This is a genomic window from Arthrobacter sp. NPDC056493, assembly GCF_042795115.1.
Taxonomy (GTDB): Bacteria; Actinomycetota; Actinomycetes; order Actinomycetales; family Micrococcaceae; genus Arthrobacter.
In genome coordinates this window covers 14897-41124 of the sequence record NZ_JBHTSL010000036.1, presented here as the reverse complement: position 1 = coordinate 41124, position 26228 = coordinate 14897, and the positions used below count along the sequence as shown (strand labels likewise).

Below are 26228 nucleotides of genomic sequence, written 5' to 3'. Positions count from 1 at the left end.
TGATATCTCGGCCGAAGATGTGACCTAGCCCATAAAGGAGTATGGGGGTTTACGATAACCCACGTCAACCGGTTGACCAATATTTGTGAAAAAAGACGAACTGCCGCCGTTCGTGCGTAGGTGATCGTAAACTTACTTTGGATGGGCGTAGGGTGCAGACTGCTGCGGACGGAAGGCGGACAGTGGCGAAAGCAAGGACGGGAGCGCGGCCCAGCATGGCCGACGTCGGCAGGCTGGCCAACGTCTCGACCCAGACGGTGTCGCGCTATTTCACCGGCGTTGGTTACGTGCGGGCCGAGACCCGCGAGCGGATCACCGCCGCCATCGCGGAACTGGGATACGTGCCCAACCAGTCCGCCCGTGCGCTCCGTACCAGCAGGACGAACTCAGTGGGCGTCCTGACCATGGGCGCCTTCGTCTACGGGAGTTCGGGCGTCCTCACGGGCTTGGGGTTCGCGGCCCGCGAGGCCGACGTCACCCTCACTATCGCGGCGTTGAATCTCGACTTTGAGGCGAAGAACTGGGAAGCCGAGGCGCGGCGGGCGCTGGCGCACTTCAAATCCGTACAGGTGGACGGCGTTGTGGTGTCCACGCCTCTGCCGGGCGTCGGTAAGCTGCTCGCCGACTGGGACCAGTCAACGCCGCTGATCACGGTTTCCGAGCTTCCGTCATCGGACGAAGGCTCGGCAGGCACCCATTCGCACGCTGCGGGCTGGGAGGCGACCCGTCACCTCATCGGCCTGGGACACCGCGACATCCTGCATGTGGCCGGGCCGTCCACCCGCAATGAAGCCCGCGAACGTGAGCGCGGCTACCGCGATGCCATGCAGGGCGCCGGCCTCGACCCCCAGGTACTCGATGTCGCCAAGGACTGGTCCTCGGACGCCGGGTACCAAGCCGGCAAGGCTGCGGATCCCGGCACGTTCACGGCAGTCTTCGCCAGCAATGACGAGATTGCCCTCGGTTTCATGAGCGCCATGGAGAAACGCGGCCTTCGGGCACCCCTGGATTTTTCCATCGTCGGGGTGGACGACATGCCTGCAGCCGCCTACTTCTCCCCGCCACTGACCACCATGCGACTCGACTTCCAGGCGCTGGGCATGGCGACATTCAAGATGCTGCACCACCAGATCCTGACCGGAGAACCCGCCCAGCACTACGTCGTCGAGCCCGAGCTCGTGATCCGGGATTCGACGTCGCGCCTCGACCGGCTGCCAGGGGTCCGGCGCTAAGGCCCCCCGGCGAGCGCCGAGCGCAGACCAGATCCGGCGCTGCGGGCACGGATCCGGGCCGCCCTCCCGGCTGAAGTTCCGCGGAGATTCCGAGCCGCAAGAGGTTCGGACTGCGTTAACTGGCCGTTCACTATCAGATCAATTGCCCTTGCCTGAATGGATGGGACCATCCCCATCACTGTTTCAGGAGACACTGTGTCCCGTTCCTTCACCACGTCCCGGCGTGGATTCCTCGCCGCAACTGGCGGCGCCGTCGCGGCAGCTGCCGTTTACGGCTTCTCGGCAGCCCCCGCCTGGGCAGATCCGCGTTTCCCGCAGAACCCCTTCACGCTCGGGATCGCATCCGGCGACCCCACCCCGGACGGCATGGTGCTGTGGACCCGGCTGGCGCCCGAACCACAGGCGGCAGACGGGATGGGCGGCATGCCGCCGTACCAGGTCCGGGTGAGCTGGCAGGTGGCCACCGACCCTGGCTTCCGCAACGTGGTTAAGGCCGGCAACGAGGCGGCCACGCCTGAGCTTGCCCACTCCGTGCACGCCGAAGTCAGCGGATTACGGCCGTCGGCGGACTACTGGTACCGCTTCCGTGTGGGCAACGAGGAGAGCCCGGTGGGCCACACACGCACCGCCCCGGCCGCGGGCTCAGACCCCGGCCGGGTCACCTTCGGCCTGGCGTCGTGCCAGTCCTGGGCCGGCGGCCGCTACGCCGCCTACCGCACCATGGCGCAGGAGGACCTTGACCTCGTGGTGCACGTGGGCGACTACACCTACGAAGGCCGGAACCACGAGTCCCTGGCCGACTTCCGCAACAACCACGCCAAGTACAAGAGCTCCGTGGACCTGCAGGCAGCACACGCGAAGTTCCCGTTCGTCGTGACGTTCGACGACCACGAGGTGGAGAATAACTGGGCCGACGGCGTATCGCAGCCGGACAATGAGGCGTCCAACGATCCGGAGCGTTTCCTCCAGCTGCGGGCCAATGCCTTCCAGGCCTACTACGAGCACCTGCCGCTGCGCCGCCCGCAACGGCCCACCGGTCCGGACATGGTCCTGTACCGCCGGCTGGACTACGGCAACCTGGCCCGGTTCCACGTCCTGGACACCCGGCAGTACCGTTCGGACCAGCTGACCGAGAACTTCCCCGGCGGCCCGCAGCACCCCGGCGTGTACGATCCCTCCCGGACGCTGATGGGCGACGGGCAGGAGCAGTGGCTGTTCCAGGGGCTGGCTTCCTCGCCCGCCCGCTGGAACGTGATTGCCCAGCAGACCATGATGGCCCAGTACGATTACGACCCCGGCGAGATCCTGTCGGTCAACCACGACCAGTGGGACGGGTACGTGGTCTCGCGCAACCGGCTCACCAACTTCATCGATCAGCAGGCACCGGCCAACCCCGTGGTCCTCAGCGGGGACTGGCACGCAGCCTTCGCCAACGACCTCCTTCGCGACTATGCCGATCCGAAGTCGAGGGTGGTGGCTACCGAATTTGTCGGAACGTCGATCAGCTCCGGCTGCGGCTGGGCGCAGGCCATCAAGAACGGCCTGCCGGCGAACCCGCACACTCGCTACATCAACCCGGACAAGCGCGGCTGGACCCGCTGCACCGTGACACCCGAGGACTTCCGCAGCGACTACCTCGTCGTGGCGTCCGCCGCCGACACGGCCTTACCCGCCGTCGTCGATGCCTCGTTCGCTGTCGGGAACGGCCGCCCCGGCGCGGAACGGATCTGAGCATGCCTGCCTTCAACCGCCGCCTCAGCAGGACCGCCGTCGCCGCCCTGGCCTTGGGGCTCCCCCTTGCCTGCCTCGTCGCCCCCGCCGGTCCCTCCAATGCCGCGGCCTGGACCCCGGCCCATGCAGCCGCCGCGCCCGCGGCGTCCGGCACCCTGGACCTTGGCGCTGCAGACCTGCCCGAGAACCGCACCGAGACCAAACTGGCCCCCGGACTGACCCGGACCTCCATCACCCGCGGGACCCCCAACCAGGACCTGCAGTGGACCGCCGAGGTGGCCATCCCGTCGGCGTCACCTGACCCCGACGCGCCCGCGTCAGCACTGTCCGCGGAGGCGCAGGCCCGCTCGGTTGCCGGCAAACTCCAGGCAGCCGGCGTTCCTGCACGCGTCGAGCATGTCGAGTCCCCCAGGCTGGCCGACTCAGGTGGCGACCTCGGCTACCGGGTGCGCGCCGGACAGTTCCCGACCAAAGCCGACGGGTCCGCCACCGTCGCGAAGATCAAGGCCGCCGGCTACGCATCCTCCGTGATCTACACCGGCTGGGACGGCGACGAGGGCACCGCCGAAAACACGCGCGGTCCCTGGAAGCTGGAGGTCCTCACGATTGACCCTAAGGAATTCCGCGGCGAGCTGGAGTCCTCCTTCGGCCCGAACCTGCAGGACCGGGAAACCACCAGCCAGCTTGCAGCCGCGGCCGGCGCACTCGCAGCCGTGAACGGGGGCTACTTCGTGCTGGACCCGAAGGCCGGAGCACCGGGAGACCCGGCCGGCACGGCAGTTCGGGACGGCAAGGTGCTGAGCGAACCGGTCGGAGACCGGCCCTCCTTGGTCATCGGTCCCAAGGATCAGAGCTCCATCCAGCGCCTGCACTGGGCCGGGTCAGTTACTGCCGCCGGGAACACCGGAAAGCTGGCCCTGGACGGCGTCAACCGCGTGCCCGGCCTCATCCGGAACTGCGGCGGCACCGACGACACCCCGACTTCGCTGCCGCTGCACGACTTCACGTGCACCGACGCGGACGAGATAATGGCTTTCACGCCCGAGTTCGGTTCCGCCACGCCGTCCGGCCCCGGGATGGAAGTCGTCCTGGACGTCCACGGGACGGTCACCGCCGTCAATAGCGTCCGTGGCACAGCTGTCCCTGCAGGCGGGCACACCCTGCAGGCCACCGGAGCGGACGTGGACAAGCTCGCCGCTCTGGCCAAGGTTGGCTCCCGGCTGAAGGTCGAAACTGACCTCATCAACGGGGACGGCAAGCCCTTGAAAACCGGCGCCACCACCGACGTCGTCAACGGCGGGCCGGTGCTCATCGAAGACGGTGCGGTCCACGTGACGGCTGCCCGGGACGGCATGGTCCGCTCCGGTGACAGCAACAGTTTTTACTACGGCTGGGTGCACAAGCGGAACCCTCGCACGATTGCCGGTGTTGACGCCGAGGGCCGCACGCTGCTGGTCACCGCCGATGGACGCCAAACAACTTCGCTTGGCCTGAGCATCAAGGAGGCGGCGGACGTTGCCCGCTCGCTCGGCATGGTCGACGCCATCAACCTCGACGGCGGCGGGTCCACCACCATGGTCCAGGACGGCCAGGTTGTGAACTCGCCCTCCGACGCCACCGGTGAGCGCCCCGTGGGCGATGCGCTGCTCCTTCTGCCCGGCCGCAGGTCCTGAAACATCCCAAGCAGTACACACTTGCTGTTGTCCGGGCACGCCCGCCCGGCTCCACATAAACAGCCACAGCCACTGTGACGCCGGCGGCCACGGCGCGGACACCCTCCGACGGGTGAAGATGAATGTTGGATGAAACGTGCGGGAATCCCGGCCGGGCACAGGGCTCCCATGGCTATCCTTGGCCAATGGTTCTCCATGCATCCGAGGTGCTGATCAACGCACGGTTGTCCACAGTGTGGGACGTCCTCACGGATGCGGGCAACATGCCCGTCTGGGACTCGGGTATCACAGAGATCGACGGGGACCTCCGTGACGGTGAAACGGTCCGCATCACCACATCGCGCCGGGGCCGCCCTGTCCGGGCGCGGGTCCGGCAGGACGCGGGCGAGGTCATGACCTGGACCTCCGCGTTGCCGCTGCGGCTGCTCCGGGTGGTCCAGTCATTTACCCTCGTCCCCGATTCAGGGCGGACCCTCCTGAAGGTCACCGTAGAAACCGCCGGTCCGCTCCGGCGCTGGTCCTCGCCGGCCACCCGGCAGGATCTGGACGATTTCGTGGCCGCCGCGAGGCACCGCGCCGAACTGCTCGACAGGACGTCGTGACGGTGGGGGACCAGAAACGCTTCGGGTCGTTGAAGAGCTCAGGGGATGCACATCCGGAGTGGACCCTCATGTACCGCAAGGGGCTGTCCCGGAAGAAGATCGCCGAACTGGCCCGGGTCAAAGTCGCCGCCGTCACCACCCACCTCACGGCGGCCAAGGCCACGGATCCCGGCCTGAAAACGGAGCACCGGGCAGCAGCTGCAGCAGGGACCAGCCCCGCGGCGCCCGGCATCAAACGCCTATACCAGCTGCTCACCATGGTCGAGGCCACGGGCCGCTACCCCTCCCGCAACGCCGGCGACAAGGCGGAGCGGGAACTCGCGCAGTGGCTGCGGCGCCGCCGCCGCGACGCGGACGCCGGCATCCTGAACCCGGTCATTGGCGCAGGCCTGTCCGTCCTGCCCGACTGGCGGCGCAAACCCCGCGAGGCCAGGGAGGATCAGCAATGGCAGGACCGTCTGGAGCAGCTGGCTGCCTATCTCGCCACGGGGCACCCCTGGCCCCGCACCACCCCCGGCGTGGCCGGAGTGGAAAAGGAGCTCGGGGGGTGGCTGCGCAGCCAACGGTACAAGTTCCGCCACGGCGACCTCTCTCCCGAACGTTCAGACGCGCTGGACGCCGCCCTGCCCGGATGGCTTACCGGCCGCAAAGGGGCTGCAGAACCGTCCAGCGACGTGGACTAGAGCAGGGCAGGAATGTCCCTGACAGAATGCCTCCGATCCGATCTATACAGCTGTCAGCTGACCTGAATATCACTCATGGCGCAAGCAGGTTAATCCGGCCGTAAGCTCCCGTCCAGCGGCGGGGCACCTTCTGGTCACCGCCGCATCGTGTGCCGTCCCTAGTGTCTGAGCGGTGCCATTCGCACCCATCATTCGCATCCGGGAGAACCTCCACATGAAACGCACATTTTCCGTGTCCGCATCGGCGACGCTCGTCGCAGTTGCCGCCCTTGCCGGGCTGGCCGCCGCCGGCTCGCCGGCAACAGCAGCCAATGACGCCGCCAACAACGGCCGCGTAAAAAACGTTATCTACATGGTGGGAGACGGCATGGGCCGTACCCACGTCACTGCCGGCCGTGAGCGCTTCTACGGCGCCGATGGCCGGCTGAACATGGAAAAGCTGCCTGCCCACGGCTACGTCAGCACCTATTCCGTGGAGAAAAACTCCGGCCAGCCCGGGCAGGCAGATTTCCGCCCGAACTACGTCACCGACTCCGCATCCTCGGCCACCGCATGGGCCTCCGGCGTCAAGACCTACAACGCCGCCCTGGGCGTGGACGCCAAGGGCACCTCCGTCCCGACCCTGATGGAAAAGGCCAAGCAGGCCGGATACCGTACCGGCAACGTCTCCACCGCCGAAATCACCGACGCCACCCCTGCCGGGCAGATGAGCCACGCCCTCGCCCGCGGCTGCCAGGGACCCGTCTATTCCGCGGCCGCCTGCCAGGACACCGCCATCACAGGTTCGCCCCTGGCCACCAGCGACCTTCGCGTCACCCCGATCGCCGACCAGATCGCCCGCAACGGCACCGCCGATGTCATCCTCGGCGGCGGCCTGAGCCGCTTTGACACCGCTGACGAGAAAGCGCTCCGCGACCAGGGCTACACGGTCCTGGGCTCCCCCGCTTCCCAGACCGTGGCAACCAAGACGGATCTCTCGGCAGCGGCGGGGAGCAGGGTCTTCGGTCTGTTCAACAAGGGAAACCTGACCGTGGAGAAGTCCAAGCAGGACAACCCGTCGGCCCCGCAGGCCCAGGAACCCACCCTGGCCGAAATGACCAGGAAGTCCATCGACCTGCTCGGCTCCGGCAGCAAGGGCAACGGCTTCTACCTGCAGGTCGAGGGTGCCCTCATCGACAAGCGCTCCCACGCCAACGACGCGTCCCAGACCCTCGAGGAAATCAAGGCCTTCGATGACGCCGTCGCCGCGGCCATGGACTTCGCCAAGAAGGACGGCAACACCCTCGTGATTGTGACCGCAGACCACGAATGCGCCGGGTTCAACATCATTGAGAAGGGCTCCTTCACCAACGCCGAAGCCGCGAACCCGCCCGTGAATGTGGACAGCGGCAACCCGGCGAACAACTCCGCCCCCACCCGCACGGGCGGCAACACCAAGGACGCCAGCCGCTCTACCGGCATCGTCAACGGCGCCGGTTCGGGCGATCCGCACAACTTCGCCCCCGCTACCTTCCGCACCCCTGATGACGCCGCCGGCGTCCAGGACGGGTCCAAGGACGCCAGCCTCTGGCTGACCTACCTTTCCGGCAACCACACCGGTGCGGACGTCCCCGTCTTCTCCTTCGGCTCGGGTTCGGAAAAGCTCCAGGGCAGCGTGGACAACACCGATCTCTTCACCATCGTCGGCGACGCCCTGCGGGTGAGCTGACCATTCCCCCTTCCGGTGGCCGGGGAAACATCCCCGGCCACCGGAACCATGTCTCCATCCTTGCCAGCACAGGAACACTCACATGCACCACAAAATGAAGACCGTCATCATCGGCGGCGCAACACTTTTGGCTGCGGCCGCTGTCCTCGCGGGGACACTGAACCAGCCTGCAGGTCCGGCCGCGGCAGAAACGCCTCGTCCGGCCGCGACCGTACAGGCGACCCTGCCAGGCCTGGTCCCGGCATCCGGGGAACCCGGACTGCCCGGACTGCAGAGCGCCAAACCCGCCAAGGGCCGGGCCGTCCAGGTCAAGGGACCGTTCGACGACCGGTTCGTCCTGGAGCAGCCGGCGTTCACCGCCACCGGTGCAAGCGGAACAATCCGCATCACCAGCGACGTCAGCGACCTTCTCGAGCTGCAGGTCCTGGCGGGCTTCTACGACGAACAGGGCAACTTGCTCGGCACCGGCCGCTACGTGCACCACGCTTCGGAAGACGGGCACAGCCACATCGGACCGCCGTCGGAGACCGAAAAGTTCAGCATCCCGGTCCCGGAAAACCTCCGAGGCAAGGCGGTTTCCGCCGCCGTGGGCGTCCCCGTCCTCGTCAACGAATAGGGCGCCAGCGAATATCGGCGACGCCGTGCGCCCGGCGGCTACGAAGCTGGGGCGTCCAGGTGCGCGCTCTTGACCTCCGGAGGCGTCGCACCCTGGATGACCCAGCGGTTGCCATCAGGATCGCTAAGGAAGGCAAACTGCACCCCGCCCATGTCCTGGACCTCACTGATGCCGGCGCCGCGGTCCAGCAGCTCGGCGCGGACCGCACCGATATCGGGCACGACAAGCTGCAGCCCCTCCAGGCTCCCCGGCGACATGCTGGTCATTCCCGTCCCGATGACGATCGAGGCAGCAGAACCGGGCGGCGTCAGCTGCACCACCCGCATCCCCGGGATGTGTTCCACATCGTGGTCGAGGACGAAGCCCAGTTTCTCCACGTAGAACGACTTCGCCGCGTCCACGTCGGCCACGGGCACTTGCACAACTTCAAGGCGCATCTCCATGCGCCCCACCCTACGCCCCGGCCCGCGCAAAACGCCGCCTCAGCCCGCCAGAACCTGCCCGATCCCGAACTCCCCCACGGAGAACATCCGCGGATTGTCGTCGGAGTTGCTGAGCATGGCGGTGGAGAGGACCAGTGCCCAGCCGCGGGCACGGGCCCAGGTGCCGCTGTCCACCGAGGAGCCAAAGGCGCCCATGAAGCGCCGGCGGGTGCCGGCGTCGAACATTAACCATCCCGCCGCAAGGTCAACGGCCGGGTCCCCGGCCCCGACATCGCCGAAATCGATCACGCCGGCCAGCGATCCGTCCGCCGCCAGCAGGATGTTGGCCGGATGCAGGTCGCCGTGGAGCATCATTTCCGGACCCGCCCAGGCCCCGGCCGCGCAGGCCTCCGCCCACACCGCCTTCAGTTCTTCTGCCCGGGGGTAGCGGCCGCGGTCCCCGAGCCGCGCCGACACCACCGCGTTCCGGTCCATCAGCGGCACCCCGCGGACGGGATTTACCGGGACACCCGCTTCTGCTGGCACGTGGAGGGCCATGAGAAACGCGGCCAGGCCGTCAACGGCCTGTCCGCGGCCCGCTGGTCCGGCGTCCACCGCCGGCGCGCCGGGCACCCACCGCACGATGCTCCACGGCCAGGGAAAGTCCGACGTCGGCCGGCCGGCATGGACGGGCACAGGAACCGGAACCGGGGACCGGTTGGCGATACCGGGAAGGTACCGCTGCTCGTGCAGGATCAGCGGAACGGCCTCATCCCGGCGCGGCAGCCGGACCGCCAAATCGTCCCCGAGCCGGAAGGTCGCGTTGTCCCAGCCATTGGCTGCCCGCTCGAGGGAGCGGCCGGCAAGGTCCGGCCGCTGGTCCCGGAGGAGGGCATGGACGACGGCGGCACTCACCTCCACTGTTGCCGGCGGCATTCCGGCCATTGAGACTCCCTCATGCGAGGTCCGCGGCATCCGGCCCCAACCTGTCTAGACTTGTCTGCAAGAGTATCGACCCCAAGGGAGGAAGGCCAGCGGTGGCTGCCAGGTATATAGCGATCACTGAGGATCTGCAGGCACGGATCGCCGGCGGCCAGTGGGAGGTGGGCGCCTTCCTCCCGTCCGAGCCGGAGCTGGCGTCCCAGTACAGCGTGTCCCGGGAGACGCTGCGAGCGGCGCTCCGCCAGCTTGAGGAGGCCGGCCTGATCGCGCGGCGCAAAGGCCAGGGCACACGGGTGGTCCGGCTGCAGCCGGCCCAGGAATTCCACACAAAGCTCTCCTCCATCGAAGAGCTTGCCCAGTACGGGCGGACTGCGGTGCGCAGCATCCTTTCCACAGACCAGGTCACCGTCGATGACGGCCTCGCGGACGATCTGGGTGTTCCCGCCGGCACGGTCCGGACCCGCATCACGTCGACACGGCAGGAGCCGGCGGATGGCGGCCGCCCGCTGTCCTGGGCCCAGGTGTACCTCTCCCCCGAGCACGCCGCCCTCATCTCGGACGAGCTCAAGGACAGCGACCGGCTCGTGGCCGAATTGATCGCCGAGCATACCGGCCGCCAGGTCAAGCGCGTCCTGCAGCACATCAAAGCCACAGTGCTCGACGGCGACGCCGCCAAGGCGCTGGGAGAATTGCCGGGTTCCGTCGCCCTGCAGCTCACGCGGCGCTACATCGGTACCGACGGCGAAATCCTCGCCGTCGCGGTCAGCACACACCCCGGTTCCCGCTTCGTCTACGAGTCCGTTCTGGAACGCAGCTAACCCGAGTCCCACCCCACTGCCGCCAGGCCCACTCTGGCAGCGGCCTTGACAGAACCCCATGACATGCCTCACATTTGTCTAGACAGAAAATGTGTCTAGACAAGTGAGGCGTCAATGAAGTCGCAAGAACAGCTCCTGGAAGCAGCCGCTCCCCGGCCGAAGAAAGCCTGGTACCGGGGCCTGGGTGCGCAGGTCATGATCGCCATGGCACTGGGCATCGTCGTCGGTTTCGCCTTCCCGGCGTTCTCAGCCCAGCTCAAGATCGTGGGCGACCTGTTCCTCGCCCTGATCAAAACGGGCATCGCCCCGCTGGTCTTCCTGACCGTGGTCCTGGGCATCCTGTCCGCCGGGAACCTCAAGCAGGCCAGCCGGATCGGCTTCTCCGCCCTCATCTACTTCGAAGTCGTGTCCACGCTCGCCCTGGGCCTCGGCCTGCTGGCCGCGAACCTCCTGCACGTCGGCGAGGGGGCCGGCGCGCTCACCGCGAGCAGCGGCAAGCCACCCGCCACCAACGGCGACCACTCCTTCGCCGGTTTCCTCACCGGTATCTTCCCGGACAACTTCTTCGGCGCCTTCACCTCCGGCCAGCTGCTGCAGGTGGTCATCCTCGCCGTCATCTTCGGGGCAGGCCTCCTCACCCTCAAACCTGCCGTTCTCGGCAAGATCCAGGGCGGCCTCGACACCGTCTCCGAGGCGTTCTTCGGCTTCATCAACGTGATCATGAAGCTCGCCCCGATCGGCGCCTTTGGTGCCATCGCCTACTCGGTCGGCACCAACGGCAGCGCCATGCTGCTGGCACTTGCCCAGCTGGTACTCGAATACTGGGCGGTCGTCGCACTGTTCATCACCGTCGTCCTCGGACTGGTCTGCCTGATCGCAGGGTTCAACGTCTTCCGGATCCTGCGCTTCGTGAAGGTTGAGATGTCCCTGGTGCTGGGCACCGCCTCCTCCGAGTCGGCGCTGCCCGGGCTGCTGAAGAAGCTCACCGCCATGGGCTGCTCCAAACAGAGCGTCGGGCTGGTGGTCCCCACCGGTTACGCCTTCAATCTGGACGGCACGTCGCTGTACATGTCCATCTGCACCATCTTCCTGGCCAACGCGTTTGGCGTTCACATGGGACTGGGCGAACAGCTGGGCCTGATGGCACTGATGCTGCTGACCTCCAAGGGCGCCGCCACCGTCTCCGGCGGCACCTACGTCGTCTTCGCGTCGACCGTCGCGGCCACCGGCTACCTGCCGCTGGAAGGCGTTGCGATCCTCTTCGGCGTCTACCGGTTCATGTCCATTGCCACCGCCTTCTGCAACACCTTCGGCAACGTCGTGGCCACCATCGTCGTCTCCAAGCTGACCAAGGAAATGGACGTTCCCAAGGTCCGCCGCGCGCTGGCCGACCCCGCCCTTTTCCTCGCCGAAATGGAACGCCAGGAAGCCAGGGAAGCCTCCTCCCCCGCCTTAACCCCCGCCGCCGTCCACGAATCCGGCAGTTTCTCCGCCGCCGCCACGAAGTAAAGGATCCACTCGCATGAGCTCCACCGTCTACGATTCCCTGCTGTTCCGCGACATGTTCGGCACCGCCCGCATGCGCGAAGTCTTCAGCGACGACGCCTACGTCAGCCGCATCATCGACACCGAAACGGCCCTCGCCCGCGCCGAAGCGAGGGTGGGCCTCATTCCCGCAGACGCCGCCGCCCGGATCACCCAGACCGCCAACTTCGCCGGACTCGACCAGGAGCGGCTCCGCCGGGAAACCGAAATCGTCGGCTACCCCATCCTGCCCATCGTGCAGCAGCTCTCGGAGCAGTGCGGCGACGACGGCGGCTACATCCACTGGGGCGCAACCACCCAGGACATCATGGACACCGCCACAATGCTCCAGTGCAAGGAAGGCGTCGCCATCCTGACAGAACAGCTCAACGGAGTCAGGGCTGCGCTGGCCCGGCTCGCCGAAACCCACGTGAATACCCTCGCCGCCGGCCGCACCCACCTGCAGCACGCCCTGCCCGTGACCTTCGGCTACCGCTGCGCCGTCTGGCTCTCCTCCCTCGACCGGCAGGCCGACCGGCTCGCCCAGGCCGCCGAACGCGACCTTATGGTCCAGTTCGGCGGCGCCGCCGGCACCCTCGCATCCCTCGGCGAAGGACCCGAAGGCCTGGAAACACGGGCCGCGCTGGCGGCGGAGCTCGGCCTGACCGATCCCGACATCACCTGGCACGTCGCCCGGGACGGCTTGGCCGAAATGGTATCCCTGCTGGCCAACATCGGCGGCTCCCTCGGCAAGATTGCCCTGGACGTCATGCTGATGTGCTCCTCCGAATACGGCGAAACCGCCGAACCGTTCGTCATGGGCCGTGGCGCCAGCTCCACCATGCCGCAAAAGCGCAACCCCATCTCCTGCGAACTGATGCTCGCCGCAGCCAAAATGCTCAGGGACAAATCCTCCACCATGCTCGACGCCATGGTGCAGGACTTCGAACGCGCCACCGGCCCCTGGCACCTGGAATGGGCCACCATCCCCGAATCCTTCCTGCTGCTCGCCAGCTCCCTGGCCCAGGCGGAATTCATGCTGTCCGGACTCGAGGTCAACGTCGACCGGATGCGCGAAAACACCGCCATCACCGGCGGGCTGATCGTCGCCGAGGCCGTCATGATGGCCGTCGCCCCCGTCCTCGGCCGCCAGGAGGCCCACCACGTCATCTACGACGCCTGCAAGACCGCCATCGAAACCCGCACCACACTGGAATCCGAACTCGTCAGGCATCCGGAACTTGTCCAGCACCTCGGCGAGGACCGCATCGCACAGCTCTGCGACCCCGCAGGCTACCTCGGCAGCGCAGGCGCCATGACCAAACAGGTCATCTCCGCCCGCACCCGCTAGCCATTTCCCAACACAACACGGCCGCCCCTGCACACGTACGGCAGGGGCGGCCGTGTCTGTTTAATTTCAGTAGACGGTTCCCTCCAGCAGCTCGGCGAGCCGGCCCGCAGCGCCGCGCAGTTCGGGCACGCTGGCCGTCAGCCCGTCTTTAGTGGCTGCTTCCACCGGGCTGGTCAGCGCAATCGATTCGCTGGGCAGTCCGGACCTCCTGATGGCGACCGCAACGGAATGTACACCGGTGGCACGCTCGTCGGCCGAATAGGCGTAGTCCGTTCCGGGTTGGGGCAGGCGGGCCTTAAGCTCGGCCAGGCTGAAGGTGGATTCCTCATGCCCGGCCGCCACCGCCTGCTGCACCACCTCCTCGAGATGGTGATCCGGTGCGCCCGCGAGCAGGATCTTGCCCGCCGCCCCGAGAGTGAGGGGCAGCCGCTTGCCAAGGGGCATGTCATACCGAAGCGGGGCGTCGCCGTCGACGCGGACCACCAGGATGCGCTCGAAACCCAGCCGCGTGTAGAGGGACGCGGTCATTCCGGTCTGCGCCGCCACCTGCTGGAGCACGGGGCGGGACGCGGTCACCAGGGGGTCGTTTTCGATGTAGCTGCGCGCCGCCGGCAGCACGGCCGGACCGATCCGGTAGGTCTTGTCGGTCTGGCTGACCATGCCGAAATCCTGCAGCACACGCAGGATGCGCAGCGTGGTGGGCAGGCTCATACCGCAGTTCCGCGCCAAATCGCTGAGCCGCTGGGGCCTGTCGGCCCGCTGCAGTTCCGCGAACACTTCCATGGCCCGCGACAGCGAGCGCATGTTGGAGGGCTTGCCGCCGTCGTCCGCCGCAGTGCCGGGCTGGGTGTTTGTCACCGTCATTCTTTCATTCTATGTAACTTCCACTCCCCCACCCACCCGCTTGACAGCTCCTGTGGGCCGTGTCACTATTTCTTCTGACGTAAGAGACTTTCATTCTATGAAAGCAATTGGAAGGCAATTTTGATGACAACGGAGTCGACCATGACCCAGTCCCCCGCACGGGCGAGGCCAGCGCGCAGCGTTCTGGCAGGGATCGCCGCCTTCGGGGCACTGGGCGCCTACGTACTTGTTAGCTCGGTGGGCCTCGGCCTGTGGACCTCCCTGGGTCCCGGCCCCGGGCTGTTCCCCTTCGCCATGGGCGCAGTGCTCGCAGCGATGTCGGTCCTGTGGCTGCTGCAGGAACTCAAGCGCCCCAGCGCCGCTGGTGAGCGGGCCGACGGCGGACTGGTGCTCGCCGTCGTCGTCAGCCTTGTGCTGCTGGCAGCGCTGCTGGACCTGCTCGGCTTCCAGCTGAGCATGTTCCTCTTCCTGATGTACCACCTGAAGATCCGGGGAAAGAGGGGCTGGCTGTCCGCCCTGCTGACCGCCCTGGCCGGAAGCGTCGGCGCTTTCTACGCCTTCAACTACGGACTGAACGTGGCCCTTCCTGTCTCATCCATTCCCGTCCTGAACCTGATCGGACTCTAGACATGGACACCCTCAATGAACTGCTGAACGGCTTCGCGACTGCCATGACATGGCAGAACCTGATCTTTGCGTTCCTGGGCTGCCTCCTGGGCACCATCATCGGCGTCCTGCCCGGCGTCGGACCCGTCGCGGGCGTCGCACTCCTGATCCCGCTGACGCTGAATCTGGACCCCGCCGGGTCCATCATCATGCTGTGCGCGATCTTCTATGGCACGCAGTACGGGGGCACCATCACCAGTGTCCTGTTGAACACTCCCGGTGAGGCATCCTCAGCGATCACCACCATCGACGGCTATGCAATGACCAAACTCGGCCGGGCAGGAGCGGCACTGACCCTGGCCGCCGTCGGATCCTTCATCGGTGGAACCATTGCCACCATCGGACTGGTCGCGGCCGCCAAGCCGCTGGGTGAACTGGGCCTGCTTGTCGGACCCCCTGAGTTCTTCGCCCTCATGGTGGTCGGAATCTCCCTGCTCGTGGCGCTGGCCGGGAAATCAATGGTCAAGGCCCTGATTTCGGGAGCGCTGGGCCTGCTGATCTCCATGGTGGGCATCGACCCCGTCGCCGGCGCACCCCGCTTTACCTTCGGCATGGACCGGCTCCTGGACGGCGTCAGCTTCGTGGCCGTCATCGTCGGCGTCTTCGGCCTCTCCGAAATCCTCTCCTACCGGAAAAACGCCGAGACCCCCCTGGTGCACGCTCCGGGGTTCCGCTCCCTGTTCCCCTCCCGGACGGAATGGCGCCGCAGCGCACCGGCCATGGCCCGCGGCACGGGTGTCGGCTTCGGCCTGGGGCTGATCCCCGGAATGACCGGATCCGTGTCATCCCTTCTGTCCTACGCCTCGGAAAAGAAGTTCTCCCGCTTCCGTAGCGAACTCGGCAAGGGCGCCGTCGAAGGCGTTGCCGGCCCGGAAACGGCCAACAACGCCCATGCCAACGCGGCGCTCATCCCACTGTTCACCCTCGGCATCCCGGCATCCCCGACCATCGCCGTTCTGATGGGCGCATTCCTCCAGCAGGGCCTGACCCCAGGACCCAGCCTGTTCACCGAACACTCCGATATCGCGTGGGCGATCATCGCCAGCCTCTTCATCGGCAACGTCCTCCTGTTGCTGCTCAACGTCCCCCTGGTGGGGCTCTGGACCTCGATCCTGCGGGTCCCCACCCCCATCCTGACCGCCCTGATCCTGCTGTTCATGGTCATCGGCGCCTACACCATCAACTTCAGCGTCTTCGACGTCTTCGTCATGATCGGTTTCGGCCTCCTCGGCCTGGCCCTCCGGCACCTGGACATTCCGCTGGCCCCCATGGTCCTCACCCTGGTCCTGGGACCGCTGATGGAACGCTCCCTGCGCGAATCGCTGGAAATCTCCCAGGGCGACTTCAGCGTTTTCCTCAACCGCCCCATCTCCGCAGTGCTGATCGGCCTTGGCGTGCTGATCATCTGCAGCCCACTGCTCAAGTTCCGCAAACCCAAGGCCCTCACAGAGGACCCCGAAGCCTGATTCACCCCGCCACCCATCCACATACCTATCCGCCACTTAGCCCACGCATCTCTTCGAAGGAGAAGAACCTTGTCACGCAAGAAAGTAACCGCGGCCCTTGCCGCAGCCGCCCTGCTCGCCCTCACCGGATGCGGCGCCAACGCCGGCGCATCCTCCACCTCCGGGAACGACTTCCCCAAGAAGGGCAAGACCATTGATCTCATCGTCGCCTTCTCCTCAGGCGGCGCAGTGGACACCGCAGCCCGCCTCGTCCAGCCCGTGCTGGAAAAGGAACTCGGCACCAACGTCGAGGTCATCAACAAGCCCGGCGCCGGAGGCCAGATCGGCTACACCCAGCTGACCGGAGCCAAGCCCGACGGCTACACCATCGGCGCCACCGGCTCCCCGTCCGTCGTCGTGTCCCCGCTGGACCCGGCCCGCGGCGCGAAGTACACGCGCAGCAGCTTCCAGCCGCTGGGACGCCAGGTCATCGACCCGGCCGTCATCGCCGTCCAGCCGGACAGCCCGTACAAGACGCTGAAGGAACTGCTGGACTCGGTCAAGGCCAAGCCCAAGTCCCTCACCGCGAGCACCACAGGCCTGCAGACCGGCGAGCATTTTGCGCTGGCCCAGATCCAGGAGACCACCGGCGCCGAGTTCGCTCCGGTCCACTTCTCCGAAGGTGCATCCCAGGCCACCACGGCATTCCTGGGCAAGCACGTGGACGTCCTCGTCGCCAATGTCAGTGACGTGACCGATCTGACCAAGCAGAACAAGGCCCGTGTCCTGGGCATCATGACCGCCGAGCGGTCCCCGGCACTGCCGGACGTGCCCACGTTCAAGGAAAGCGGGTACGACGTCGAAGCCGGCACCGCCCGCGGCTACTCCGCCCCCGCCGGCCTGCCGGACGCCGTCGCCAAGAAGCTCGAGGCCGCCTTCCGGAAGGCCATCGAGGACCCGGAGGTCGTCAAGAAGATGAACGACCTCGGCCTGCAGACCAGCTACCTCTCCGGCAAGGACTACGAGACGTTCTGGGCCGGACAGGAGGCGGACTTCAAGAAGGTCCTGCCCCTGGTTCAAAAGAAGGACTGACCCAAAACACCCGCCCGCCCGTTAGCCGCCACACCAACACCACCAGGGAAGACACCGCCATGACCACCCCCGCCCTTCAGGACACCTCCTTCACCCGCCCGGACCAGGAACTGATCGACCGGCTGGCCAAGCTGCCCGCCGCGAACATCGGTGACGCCATGGACCGGCTGGGCGTCGCCGACTCAGCGATCCAGGCGATCTGGCCCGGGGCGAAAATCGCCGGTCCCGCCTTCACCGTCTGGACCCGCCCGGGGGACAACCAGGGCATCCACCAGGCCCTGGGGCTGGCGCAGCCGGGGGACGTCATCGTGGTCTCGGGCGGCGCGGACGAGTCCCGCGCGCTCCTGGGTGAGCTGATCGGCGAGCGCGCCATCAGCCTCGGCATCGCCGGCTTCGCCCTTGACGGTGCTGCACGCGATGCCGAGGCTCTGGGCGAGATCGGCATGCCGGTCTTCGCCCGGGCGGTCACCCCGGCAGGCCCGTACAAGAACGGCCCGCACCGGCTCGGCGGCCCCGTCGCCTTCGGCGGCGTTCCCGTCCTGCCGGGCGACATCATCATCGGCGACTCCGACGGCATCGTCGTCATCCCCAGTGAGCAGGCCGCGGCCGTGGCTGACGCCGCAGAAGCCGTCTTCGCCGACGAGACCAACCGCCGCGCATCAATCATCGCCGCCCGCGGCCAGCAGTAAGGACAGACCTCCCATGACAAAGTGCACCATCATCGGCCTGGGCGAAGCAGGAGCAGCCTACGCCGAAGCCCTGGCTGCAGCCGGGCACCAGGTCACCGGGTTTGACCCCGTGGCCCCCTCCACCCCGCAGGGAATCACGCGGGCGGCCACCGCCGCCGAGGCCTGCCGGGACGCGGAGATCGTTCTGGTGCTCACCGGCGCCGCCGCTGCCCGCAGCGTCGCGCAGGACTGCCTGCCCGTACTCCCGGCCGGCAGCACCTACGCGGACCTCACCTCCTCCTCCCCCGCGGTCATGGAGGAACTCGGCCAGCTGTCCAGCCAGGCGCTCTTCGCCGACGTCGCGATCCTGGGCCCGGTCGCCGCCCTCGGCGTCAAGACGCCGCTCATGGTCAGCGGTCCCGGCTCGGCTGCGGTGGCGCAGCTGCTGACTCCGCTGGGTACCGCCGTCGAAATTGCCGACGGCGGGCCGGGTGCGGCAATGTCCCACAAGCTGCTGCGCAGCGTCCTGATGAAGGGCCTCGCCTCGATCATCGTCGAAGCCGTCACCGCAGGCCGGGCCGCAGGGCTGGAACAGTGGATCCGGGAGCAGATCGCACGGCAGCTCGCCGGCGACGGCCAGGCTGTCATCGACAGGCTGCTGACCGGAACGGCCAAGCACGCCGTGCGCAGGTCCCGGGAAATGCAGGACACCGCGAACTACCTTGCAGAGCTCGGCGTCCCGGCGGAAATGACGGAAGCCTCGGCGGCAGCCCTGGCGCGGATCGCCGCGGTACCCGCACCGGAGGCAGCCCTGCGCTGACCGCGCATGAGGCAGAATCAATGAACAGGGAGTCAACGATGAACCCGGACACCAACGAAACCTACGAAGGAGCAGCCCGATGACCGGCATCTGGGCGCTGGGGGCCTATCTGGCCGTCATCCTGCTCTGGACGACGGTCATCAGGCGCAGCGTCGGCGAAGCCATGCTCCTCGGATTCCTCGTTGTCCTTCCGTTCACCGGGGCCGCCGCGCAGATCGGCTGGGACTCGTTCTATGACGCGATCACCGATGAAATCGTCTACGCCACCATGGCGTTCGTCTTCATGGGTTACCTGCTGGAGCGCACCGGGGTGCTGGACCGGCTCATCGACCTCCTGAACTCCCTGATCGGCGGCGTCAAGGGCGGCCCGGCCTGGGTCTCCACGGTGGCATCGGCCGGCTTGGGCGGCGTGGTCCACAACCAGGCCGCGATCGCCGCGACCGTGGGCTCGGTGACCATTCCCTGGATGGAAAAGTCCCGGCTGGACAAACCGTCCGCGGCCACGCTCGTGGCCGGGAACGCCGGAATGGGCATTACCTTTCCGTTCAGCGCCTCCATGTTCGTCCTGGTCGGATCCGCCACCGTCGGGCCGCTGCTGCAGATCAACGACCTTGTCCTTCCGCTGCTGCTGGGCGGGCTGTGGTGCTTCCTGCACCGCCTGATCATCACGTATGTGCTGATCCGCAAGAGCGACATGGCACCCCTCGACCCGGCCCACCGGGCTCCCATCCGGCGGGCGTTCAGCCAGGGCTGGGCCACCCTGCTCCTGTTCGTGGTGGTGGCCATCCCGCTGATCATCACTTCCGGGGCCATCGCCGCTGCGCTAACGGACTGGGCCGGTTCGGACGTGACCAAATCCGTCAGCGTCATCGTATGGATCCCCGTGATCCTCATCATCACCGGAACCATTTTGGGACGGAAGCGGCTGCCCCGCAGTCCGAAGGCCTACTGGGAGTTCCTGCAGCAGTCCGCCCCGCGCTTCGGCGTCGTCGGCGTCACGGTGGTCTTCGCGTTCGCCGGCGCCAACGCACTGGCCGCCACCGGCCTGCCCAAGCAGATGACGGCGCTGCTGAACGGGCTGAACCTGCCGCTGTGGCTGCTAGCCATCCTGATCGGGCTGATCGTCATCGCGGTCGCGGCGCCCCTGTCCGCGACGGCGACCATGGCCGCCGTCGGAACCGTTGGCGTGGCCACACTGGTTGCGGCCGGCGTCCCGGCCACCACGGCGGCAGTCGCGGTACTGGTCTTCTCCTCCTGCGAGGCGGCGGTCCCGCCGGGAGGCGCGCCCCTGTACGTTGCCTGCGGCATCGCCGATGTGGACCCGATCAGGACCTTTGCCCGCCTGTTCGCCCTCTACGCCCTGCCCCTGCTGGCCATCGGCGTGCTGATCGCCGTCGGTGTCCTCCCCATCGGCGTCCCCCTCTAGGAAGCGTGCAAATGCAGAAGCTACGACACACCATCAACGCCGTCTTCGTGGTCAGCCTGGCGGTGCTCCTCATCGCCGGCATGGTTTTCGTTGCCGGACAGGCCATCGCCCTGATTACAGGCCAGGGCGAGTGGCTGGCAGTCCTCAATGAAGCCGTCAAGGGCCCGGCATGCATCGCCGCGTCCGTCTGCGCCATCGCCGGGTTCCTGCTCAGCTACAAGGCCCCGGCGAAACAGAACAGCCCGCAGCAGGAAGCCCGCACACGATGACCCCGGAATCCGGCACAACCTACCCTTCCTTCGAGTCCCTGCTGGAACGGGACGGGCCCCTCTCGGGAACCTCCTGGGGCCTTTTCCCCGACGCCGGACGCGGCACCCCGTCCTTCATCGGCCCTGATTCCGTCCGGGAAGCCTCCGCGTGCATCAGGACCGGCACCGCGTTCGGCCTCGACTACCCCGCCGACGCGTTCGATCCCGGCATGTCGCTGAAACGAAGGGCTCCCCGGCACACGATCTACTCGTCCCACCCCGCACACCGCGACGACTACCTCGACGGGTACTACCTGCAGGGCTCCAGCCAGATCGACGGGCTCCGGCACCGCAGGGCGGACGACGTCGGCTTCTACAACGGCACGCCCGACGGCGACGTCCGGGAAGGAACAGCGGCGCTCGGCATCCAGGTGTGGGCCGAGCAGCCCATCGTCGGCCGGGGCGTGCTGGTGGACCTGGACGGTTATTGCCGGGAACAGGGCACGCCGATCGACCACGCGAACGGGCAACCTCTCAGTCTGGCCCTGATCCGGGCAGCGGCCGAAGCGCAGTCCCTGATTCTCCGGCCCGGCGACATCCTCATGCTGCACACGGGATGGTGCGAATGGTTCCTCTCGCTCCCGCCGGAGGACAGGAACAGCCTGCGGGACAGCCGCCGGGCCAGCGGCATCGGGCAGTCGGCAGAGTTCGTCGCCTGGGCCTGGGACAACCGGCTCGCCGTCCTCGCGGCGGACAACTTCGCCGTCGAATGCCTGCCGCCCGTCCCGTCGAGTCCGTTCCGGGACACGGCACCGAACGACCACGGCATGATGCACCAGCAGCTCCTCGCCAAACTCGGCCTGCCACTGGGCGAACTCTGGCAGCTCGGCCCGCTCAGCCGGCACATGAAGGCCACCGGAAACTGGGACGCCCTCGTCACCGTCAAGCCGCTGAACATCACGGGTGCCACAGGGTCACCGGCGAACGCGACGGCGGTGACATAACCGGGGCCGGACCGGCCTCGTCATCTGGTGGCGGCACAATCATGCTGGCACACTGAGCCAATGACCGAAGCGTATCCGCAGTCCAGGCGGCCAGGCATCCGGGCCGCGATGTTCGTTGATTTCGACAATGTCTACACCGGGCTGCATGCGCTGGACCCGGTCGCAGCCAAGCGGTTTGCCGAGGACCCAAAGCATTGGGCGGATGCGCTGTCCGCGGGTGGTGCAGGCGAGCAGTCGCGCCGCTTCCTGATCCGCAACTGCTACCTCAACCCCGTGGTGTACTCCAAGTACCGGACGTACTGGACCAGGGCGGGATTTCGCGTCATCGACTGCCCTTCCCTGACCCAGCGGGGCAAGAGCAGCACGGACATCAACCTTGTGCTCGACGCCATGGATGCCCTGGCCGGCCCGGCGGGAATCGAGGAGTTTTTCATTGCCTCGGCGGACGCGGACTTCACGTCGCTGGTGCAGCGGTTCAGGGCCGCAGACCGCATGACCACCGTGATCGCGGCAGGCGCGGTGGCCTTCGCCTACCGGGAGATGGCAGACAACGTCGTCGAGTCCCACGATTTCGTGGCCATTCTCCACGGCACAACGTCTGAGCCCATGCCCGCGATGCGTTCTGTTGATACGAAGGGCGGCGTCCTCCCGGGAAGGACCAAGGCCGTTTCACCAGCAGTGAACGAGGTGGGCGAGTTTGTCCGCGGCGCGCCCGGACCGGTGGCGGGCGCCATGGTGGCCCACAGGGCACTGACGGCGGACCCGTCCCTCAAGGCCGACTGGGGCGGCTACGGAAAATTCGGGACATGGGTCGCCCAGCTGGGCAACGGGATTGAGTATTCGGCGGCGCAAGGCGGCTGGGTCTGGGACACGAAGCGGTTTTCAGGTGCCGACCTGCCCACCGACGCCGCGGTCCAGCCCGGCATCGAGGAACAGGTCGCTCGCGTGACGGACGTCCCGGCCCTCTCGGAGGCGCAGTTCCGGCAGATGTTCCTGGCTTTGGAGGCACGGCTCCGGGAAAACCCCGTCACTCGCAGCGAACTGGCGAGACTTGTCCGGGATGACTGCGTCACGGCGGGCCAGCCCGTCTCCCGGAACGCGGTCAACTTTGTCATCCAGGGCTTCGGCTACGTGGACTTTCAGCTCAGCGATACGGCCACCGCGGGCGAACTGGCGGCGGCCTGGACGGAAAATGTGGAGGAGCTGTGCCGGGTGGCCCTCATGGAATTTGATGAAACCGAGAAGGTGGAACTGCGCCGCTGGGCGAGTGGCGGTTTCGTGGCCGGCTAAGCGCCCGGGCCGGAGCCAAAATCCTTGGTCGCGGCCCAGCTGGCGAGCAGGATCAGCTTGTCGGCTGATTCGGAGCCCTCGTCCGGGGTGTACGTGGCAATGGACAGCCCCGGTTCGCCCGGCATCTCGAACACGTCGTAGGTGAGGTCCATGGCGCCCACTTCGGGGTGGCCATAGACCTTCCGGCCGGTGCGGTGCTCGTGGACGTCCTGGTCCGCCCAGTCCTTCCGGAACTGCGGGCTGCGGGTGGCAAGTTCGCCGATGAGTTCCGTGATCTCGGCGTTGAGCGGATCGCGGCCGGCCTCGTAGCGGAGCATCGCAGCGGTCAGGCTGCAGGCGAGAGACCAGTCGGCGTAGTAGTCCTGTGCACGGGAGTCGAGGAAGATGAAGCGGGCCATGTTGGGCCGGTCGGAGTCGAAGTGCGGCGAGAACAGCGCCCGTCCCAGCAGGTTCGAGGCCACAAGATCCTGGCGGGCGTTGTAAACGACGGCGGGCATGGCCAGGTTGTCGAGTACCCGCTGGACGGACGGGCGGACGGCGACGGCCGCCGTCGTTCTTCCCGCGGCGTTCGCTGCCGCCGTGGCGGGACGGGCGAGATCCAGGAGGTGTTCGCGTTCGACGTCGGTCAGGTGCAGTGCCCGGGCGATCGCGTTGAGCACGGCCTCGGACGCGCCGTGGATGTTGCCGCGCTCCAGCCGCGTGTAGTAGTCCACGCTGACGCCGGCGAGCTGCGCGACCTCTTCACGCCTGAGTCCGGGCACGCGCCGTTCGTCGCCGAAGTCGGGCAGCCCGGCCTGTGCGAGGGTGACGTTCGCACGCCGGGAGATGAGGAACTTCCGGATGTCGTCTTTCTTGCTCATGGTGCCATTACACCCCAGCGGGCATCCGTTCCGGGAGGTCCGGACAGGGCCTCCCAGCCCGCACACTTGTTAGTCAGGTCACATTCGTCTATCGTAGTCGGGGGCCACAGCGTGGTGGCCCTTTCTAAACTGGGGAGACAACTGAGTGAACGAGAAGCTTCGGGTGCTGGTCAGCGTTGACCTCGACGGCGCCAAGGCCCGGGTCAAGACACAGGGCCATGTGACTGTCCAAAGCATTCAGGGCCTGTACGACGTCATGAAGCGGGCCGACTCACTGGTCCCCGGACTGTCACTGGAACTGGATATGACCCTGGCCGACGTCGAGCCCCAGGCTCTCGAAGAGCTCCGCGGCTGCGCCCGCTCCCATCACCTTCCGCTGCAGGTCGATCCGCTCCAGCGCGACTACCGGTTCAGCATCGTCGCCCCGAAGGTCACAGCACCGAAGCCGGCAGCGCTTCCGGTCGCCGCACCTGTGCTGGCCGCCGCCTGACCTTCGCCCCACAAGGCCGGCGTTAAATCCCCGCCGACCAGTCGTCGTCGTACAGGCCGTCGCGGAAGTGTGTGCGGAGATAGGCCCCCACGACGGCGGCGCCCAGGTCTCCGGTTTCCGGCGCAACCACCCGGCCGTCGATCCGGCGGGCCAGCCGCCGGACAAAGCGTTCCAGGCCCGGGTCGTCACCAAGCCGGAAGAACGTCGCCTGCGTGCCGGCACGCGCCAGCCGGTCCAGCTCCGCGACGGTGACGCGGATGGTCTCCGGGTCCGGCGGCCAGCAGAACCACGACTCGCCGTCGGCCAGCAGGTGCGCGGTGGGCTCACCGTCGGTCACCACGAGGAGGACGGGCTGCATCGACGGGTGCTGGCGGAAGAAGCGGCCGGCCAGCAGCAATCCGTGGTGCAGGTTGGTTCCCTGTTCCCGCAACGCCGACAGGGCCGTCAGCTCGCCAATGTCCATCGACTGCGCGTAGCGGCCGAACGTGATCAGCTGCAGCCGGTCCCCGCGGAACCGGGTTGAGACGAGGTGGTGCAGGGCGAGCGCCGTGCGTTTCATGGGCACCCACCGCCCCTCGGCGGCCATCGAGAAGGACACGTCGGCAAGCAGGACGACGGCGGCCTGCGTCCGCGCCTCCGTCTCCGTCACCTCGATGTCACCCACGGCGAGGTGCAGTCCCTGGCCCGGATCGCCGCCGTCGGCCATGGTGCGCCGGATCGCATTGGTTATGGTGCGGGTGACGTCCCACGGCTCGGCGTCGCCGAACTCCCACTGGCGGCTGGAGCCGGTCTGCTCGCCGGCGGCCCCGGCAAGGCGCGTATCCCGGCCCCCCTGCCGGCCGGACAGCTGCTTGGCCGTATCCCGCAGCAGCGATTTTCCGAGCCGCCGCATGGCCTGCGGGGACAGCCTGAGGTCGCCGTCGGCACCGCGCCGCAGGTAGCCGCCATCCTGCATGGCCCGTTCGATCTCGGCGAGGGTACGTGCCGTCACTGCGGCGTTCTGCCCGAGCTGGCGGGCGAGGGCATCCAGGTCCAGGTCGTCAAGGGTTGACCCGTTGTAGTGCTGGGACAGCTGCTCGGACAGCTCGTCGAGCTCGGCGATGTCCTGCAGCACGCCTGTGCCGTCACCCAGCCCGAGCCCTTCCTGGCCTTGGAAGCGTTCGGAGCCGCTCCAGTCCTCGCCGGGCCGCAGGGCGCGCAGGCTGTCGTCGAGCTGGTTGAGCTGGGCCATGAGTTCTGCCGAGCCGAATGCCTGGGCGGACAGCCGCATCAGCTCTTCGCGTTGCTCGGGGGACATCGACTGCAGCATCCGCTGGGCCGCGGCGGCACGCTTGGCGAGGGCGTCCACCAGCTCCTCGACCGACTGCGGATTCTCCGGGAAGAAGTCCCCGTGCTTCGCCATGAAGTCCCGGAAATCCGTGGCGGTGTCTTCCCCGCGGCGGTGCTTGCCCAGCAGCTCGTTGAGATCGCGCAGCATCTCGCTCACGGCTTCGCGGTCCTCGTCGGTGGCGTTCTCAAGCGCCTGCTTCATGCCGGCAAAGCGCTGTTCCAGGACTTCACGCCCCAGCAGGTCCTTGATCCGCTCGTAGGCCTCCCGGGCGCTGTTCGCCTGCCAGTCATAGGACGCGAGTTCGTTGACGGCAGCCGCCGTGGACTGGGGCAGGTTCTGCAGCTGCATCTCGCGGAAGGCGCGCTCGGTGTTGTCCATCACGGCGTCGCGGGCGAGCTGCTTGCGTTCCTCCAGCACTGCGGTGTCCAGCAGCTTTTGGACCTCGTTGAGGGTGCCGTCCAGCCGGTGCCGGCCCAGCAGCTCACTCCGCCGCTGCTGGACGCGCCGGGCCAGGTTGTCCAGCCCGTCGCGGTTCTGGCCGCCGCGCCGCAGGAACTCCTGCAGGGCGTGCCGGGGCGAGTACCCTGCCATGACGTCCTCGGCGATCGCGTCGAGAGCCTCTGCCAGGTCCACCGGCGGGGCGAGCGGATCCGGACCACCGGCATACCGGCCGTACCTGGACCGGTTATGAAGGGTCATGATGCCTCCTGTACCCGCTGATCT

Annotated in this window: 25 protein-coding genes; 20 read left to right on the top strand and 5 right to left on the bottom strand. The window is 67.4% G+C overall.

The window, feature by feature from the left end; genetic code table 11:
* Nucleotides 1-182 precede the first annotated feature (182 nt).
* From ACFQ50_RS15060 to ACFQ50_RS15030, 7 genes are all read left to right on the top strand, one after another.
* On the top strand, nucleotides 183-1232 hold the full coding sequence (locus ACFQ50_RS15060) for a LacI family DNA-binding transcriptional regulator (RefSeq protein WP_377996368.1): 1050 nt from the start codon (nucleotides 183-185) through the stop codon (nucleotides 1230-1232).
* 195 nt (nucleotides 1233-1427) lie between these two features.
* Entirely contained in the window at nucleotides 1428-2963 is a 1536-nt protein-coding gene (locus ACFQ50_RS15055; RefSeq protein ID WP_377996366.1) for an alkaline phosphatase D family protein, read from the top strand.
* A 2-nt stretch (nucleotides 2964-2965) separates the two neighbouring features.
* A complete protein-coding gene (locus tag ACFQ50_RS15050; protein WP_377996365.1) occupies nucleotides 2966-4636 on the top strand; it encodes a phosphodiester glycosidase family protein in 1671 nt (556 codons plus the stop codon).
* A gap of 185 nt (nucleotides 4637-4821) precedes the next feature.
* Entirely contained in the window at nucleotides 4822-5238 is a 417-nt protein-coding gene (locus tag ACFQ50_RS15045; RefSeq protein WP_377996364.1) for an SRPBCC family protein, read from the top strand.
* Nucleotides 5239-5240: 2 nt separating this feature from the next.
* A complete protein-coding gene (locus tag ACFQ50_RS15040) occupies nucleotides 5241-5921 on the top strand; it encodes a helicase associated domain-containing protein (protein ID WP_377996363.1) in 681 nt (226 codons plus the stop codon).
* A 214-nt stretch (nucleotides 5922-6135) separates the two neighbouring features.
* Nucleotides 6136-7629, top strand: coding sequence for an alkaline phosphatase (locus ACFQ50_RS15035; RefSeq protein ID WP_377996362.1), 1494 nt, complete (start codon nucleotides 6136-6138; stop codon nucleotides 7627-7629).
* Between the two features lie 82 nt (nucleotides 7630-7711).
* On the top strand, nucleotides 7712-8245 hold the full coding sequence (locus ACFQ50_RS15030) for a hypothetical protein (RefSeq protein ID WP_377996361.1): 534 nt from the start codon (nucleotides 7712-7714) through the stop codon (nucleotides 8243-8245).
* Between the two features lie 38 nt (nucleotides 8246-8283).
* Here ACFQ50_RS15030 and ACFQ50_RS15025 read toward each other — a convergent pair whose 3' ends face one another.
* Together ACFQ50_RS15025 and ACFQ50_RS15020 are read right to left on the bottom strand one after the other, a co-directional pair.
* The gene (locus ACFQ50_RS15025; RefSeq protein ID WP_377996360.1) at nucleotides 8284-8688 is read right to left on the bottom strand and encodes a VOC family protein; all 405 of its coding nucleotides are present in this window, start codon (nucleotides 8686-8688) and stop codon (nucleotides 8284-8286) included.
* Nucleotides 8689-8727: 39 nt separating this feature from the next.
* Nucleotides 8728-9612 (bottom strand): aminoglycoside phosphotransferase family protein, encoded by an 885-nt coding sequence (locus ACFQ50_RS15020; RefSeq protein ID WP_377996359.1) that lies wholly within the window; start codon nucleotides 9610-9612, stop codon nucleotides 8728-8730.
* Between the two features lie 92 nt (nucleotides 9613-9704).
* Here ACFQ50_RS15020 and ACFQ50_RS15015 point away from each other — a divergent pair, with 92 nt between their 5' ends.
* The 3 genes from ACFQ50_RS15015 (at nucleotide 9705) to ACFQ50_RS15005 (ending at nucleotide 13302) form a co-directional block, all read left to right on the top strand.
* Nucleotides 9705-10427 carry a GntR family transcriptional regulator gene (locus ACFQ50_RS15015; RefSeq protein ID WP_377996358.1) on the top strand — a complete coding sequence of 241 codons (723 nt, stop codon included), beginning with the start codon at nucleotides 9705-9707 and terminating at the stop codon, nucleotides 10425-10427.
* Nucleotides 10428-10541: 114 nt separating this feature from the next.
* Nucleotides 10542-11936: a cation:dicarboxylate symporter family transporter gene (locus tag ACFQ50_RS15010; RefSeq protein WP_377996357.1), complete on the top strand. Its 1395-nt coding sequence runs from the start codon at nucleotides 10542-10544 to the stop codon at nucleotides 11934-11936.
* Nucleotides 11937-11949: 13 nt separating this feature from the next.
* The gene (locus ACFQ50_RS15005; RefSeq protein ID WP_377996356.1) at nucleotides 11950-13302 is read left to right on the top strand and encodes an adenylosuccinate lyase family protein; all 1353 of its coding nucleotides are present in this window, start codon (nucleotides 11950-11952) and stop codon (nucleotides 13300-13302) included.
* Nucleotides 13303-13368: 66 nt separating this feature from the next.
* Here the strand turns inward: ACFQ50_RS15005 and ACFQ50_RS15000 are convergent, their stop codons facing one another.
* Nucleotides 13369-14166, bottom strand: coding sequence for an IclR family transcriptional regulator (locus ACFQ50_RS15000; RefSeq protein ID WP_377996355.1), 798 nt, complete (start codon nucleotides 14164-14166; stop codon nucleotides 13369-13371).
* Between the two features lie 123 nt (nucleotides 14167-14289).
* Between ACFQ50_RS15000 and ACFQ50_RS14995 the strand changes: the two genes are divergently transcribed.
* From ACFQ50_RS14995 to ACFQ50_RS14955, 9 genes are all read left to right on the top strand, one after another.
* Nucleotides 14290-14793 (top strand): tripartite tricarboxylate transporter TctB family protein, encoded by a 504-nt coding sequence (locus ACFQ50_RS14995; RefSeq protein ID WP_377996354.1) that lies wholly within the window; start codon nucleotides 14290-14292, stop codon nucleotides 14791-14793.
* A gap of 2 nt (nucleotides 14794-14795) precedes the next feature.
* On the top strand, nucleotides 14796-16298 hold the full coding sequence (locus tag ACFQ50_RS14990) for a tripartite tricarboxylate transporter permease (RefSeq protein WP_377996353.1): 1503 nt from the start codon (nucleotides 14796-14798) through the stop codon (nucleotides 16296-16298).
* A 69-nt stretch (nucleotides 16299-16367) separates the two neighbouring features.
* Nucleotides 16368-17369, top strand: coding sequence for a tripartite tricarboxylate transporter substrate binding protein (locus ACFQ50_RS14985; RefSeq protein WP_377996352.1), 1002 nt, complete (start codon nucleotides 16368-16370; stop codon nucleotides 17367-17369).
* A 59-nt stretch (nucleotides 17370-17428) separates the two neighbouring features.
* Entirely contained in the window at nucleotides 17429-18058 is a 630-nt protein-coding gene (locus tag ACFQ50_RS14980; protein ID WP_377996351.1) for a methyltransferase, read from the top strand.
* A gap of 13 nt (nucleotides 18059-18071) precedes the next feature.
* Nucleotides 18072-18857, top strand: a complete 786-nt coding sequence (locus tag ACFQ50_RS14975) for a DUF1932 domain-containing protein (RefSeq protein ID WP_377996350.1) — start codon at nucleotides 18072-18074, stop codon at nucleotides 18855-18857.
* 79 nt (nucleotides 18858-18936) lie between these two features.
* Nucleotides 18937-20283, top strand: a complete 1347-nt coding sequence (locus tag ACFQ50_RS14970) for a TRAP transporter large permease subunit (RefSeq protein WP_377996349.1) — start codon at nucleotides 18937-18939, stop codon at nucleotides 20281-20283.
* A gap of 11 nt (nucleotides 20284-20294) precedes the next feature.
* Nucleotides 20295-20552 carry a hypothetical protein gene (locus tag ACFQ50_RS14965; protein WP_377996348.1) on the top strand — a complete coding sequence of 86 codons (258 nt, stop codon included), beginning with the start codon at nucleotides 20295-20297 and terminating at the stop codon, nucleotides 20550-20552.
* Entirely contained in the window at nucleotides 20549-21535 is a 987-nt protein-coding gene (locus ACFQ50_RS14960; RefSeq protein WP_377996347.1) for a cyclase family protein, read from the top strand. The genes ACFQ50_RS14965 and ACFQ50_RS14960 overlap by 4 nt, the downstream gene beginning before the upstream one ends.
* Before the next feature lie 60 nt (nucleotides 21536-21595).
* A complete protein-coding gene (locus ACFQ50_RS14955) occupies nucleotides 21596-22825 on the top strand; it encodes an NYN domain-containing protein (RefSeq protein ID WP_377996346.1) in 1230 nt (409 codons plus the stop codon).
* Here ACFQ50_RS14955 and ACFQ50_RS14950 read toward each other — a convergent pair.
* On the bottom strand, nucleotides 22822-23685 hold the full coding sequence (locus tag ACFQ50_RS14950) for a helix-turn-helix transcriptional regulator (RefSeq protein WP_377996345.1): 864 nt from the start codon (nucleotides 23683-23685) through the stop codon (nucleotides 22822-22824). The genes ACFQ50_RS14955 and ACFQ50_RS14950 overlap by 4 nt on opposite strands.
* Nucleotides 23686-23830: 145 nt before the next feature.
* Between ACFQ50_RS14950 and ACFQ50_RS14945 the strand changes: the two genes are divergently transcribed.
* Nucleotides 23831-24175, top strand: coding sequence for a hypothetical protein (locus ACFQ50_RS14945; RefSeq protein ID WP_377996344.1), 345 nt, complete (start codon nucleotides 23831-23833; stop codon nucleotides 24173-24175).
* 22 nt (nucleotides 24176-24197) lie between these two features.
* Here ACFQ50_RS14945 and ACFQ50_RS14940 read toward each other — a convergent pair whose 3' ends face one another.
* Nucleotides 24198-26204, bottom strand: a complete 2007-nt coding sequence (locus tag ACFQ50_RS14940) for a VWA domain-containing protein (protein ID WP_377996342.1) — start codon at nucleotides 26202-26204, stop codon at nucleotides 24198-24200.
* Nucleotides 26205-26228 lie beyond the last annotated feature (24 nt).

Bases quoted from the DNA above. Each gene is read 5' to 3' on its own strand.
- ACFQ50_RS15050 (WP_377996365.1), top strand. From the start codon at position 2,966: ATGCCTGCCTTCAACCGCCGCCTCAGCAGGACCGCCGTCGCCGCCCTG.
- ACFQ50_RS15045 (WP_377996364.1), top strand. From the start codon at position 4,822: ATGGTTCTCCATGCATCCGAGGTGCTGATCAACGCACGGTTGTCCACA.
- ACFQ50_RS15035 (WP_377996362.1), top strand. From the start codon at position 6,136: ATGAAACGCACATTTTCCGTGTCCGCATCGGCGACGCTCGTCGCAGTT.
- ACFQ50_RS15030 (WP_377996361.1), top strand. From the start codon at position 7,712: ATGCACCACAAAATGAAGACCGTCATCATCGGCGGCGCAACACTTTTG.
- ACFQ50_RS15025 (WP_377996360.1), bottom strand. From the start codon at position 8,688: ATGGAGATGCGCCTTGAAGTTGTGCAAGTGCCCGTGGCCGACGTGGAC.
- ACFQ50_RS15020 (WP_377996359.1), bottom strand. From the start codon at position 9,612: ATGGCCGGAATGCCGCCGGCAACAGTGGAGGTGAGTGCCGCCGTCGTC.
- ACFQ50_RS15010 (WP_377996357.1), top strand. From the start codon at position 10,542: ATGAAGTCGCAAGAACAGCTCCTGGAAGCAGCCGCTCCCCGGCCGAAG.
- ACFQ50_RS15005 (WP_377996356.1), top strand. From the start codon at position 11,950: ATGAGCTCCACCGTCTACGATTCCCTGCTGTTCCGCGACATGTTCGGC.
- ACFQ50_RS15000 (WP_377996355.1), bottom strand. From the start codon at position 14,166: ATGACGGTGACAAACACCCAGCCCGGCACTGCGGCGGACGACGGCGGC.
- ACFQ50_RS14995 (WP_377996354.1), top strand. From the start codon at position 14,290: ATGACAACGGAGTCGACCATGACCCAGTCCCCCGCACGGGCGAGGCCA.
- ACFQ50_RS14990 (WP_377996353.1), top strand. From the start codon at position 14,796: ATGGACACCCTCAATGAACTGCTGAACGGCTTCGCGACTGCCATGACA.
- ACFQ50_RS14980 (WP_377996351.1), top strand. From the start codon at position 17,429: ATGACCACCCCCGCCCTTCAGGACACCTCCTTCACCCGCCCGGACCAG.
- ACFQ50_RS14975 (WP_377996350.1), top strand. From the start codon at position 18,072: ATGACAAAGTGCACCATCATCGGCCTGGGCGAAGCAGGAGCAGCCTAC.
- ACFQ50_RS14970 (WP_377996349.1), top strand. From the start codon at position 18,937: ATGACCGGCATCTGGGCGCTGGGGGCCTATCTGGCCGTCATCCTGCTC.
- ACFQ50_RS14965 (WP_377996348.1), top strand. From the start codon at position 20,295: ATGCAGAAGCTACGACACACCATCAACGCCGTCTTCGTGGTCAGCCTG.
- ACFQ50_RS14960 (WP_377996347.1), top strand. From the start codon at position 20,549: ATGACCCCGGAATCCGGCACAACCTACCCTTCCTTCGAGTCCCTGCTG.
- ACFQ50_RS14955 (WP_377996346.1), top strand. From the start codon at position 21,596: ATGACCGAAGCGTATCCGCAGTCCAGGCGGCCAGGCATCCGGGCCGCG.
- ACFQ50_RS14950 (WP_377996345.1), bottom strand. From the start codon at position 23,685: ATGAGCAAGAAAGACGACATCCGGAAGTTCCTCATCTCCCGGCGTGCG.
- ACFQ50_RS14940 (WP_377996342.1), bottom strand. From the start codon at position 26,204: ATGACCCTTCATAACCGGTCCAGGTACGGCCGGTATGCCGGTGGTCCG.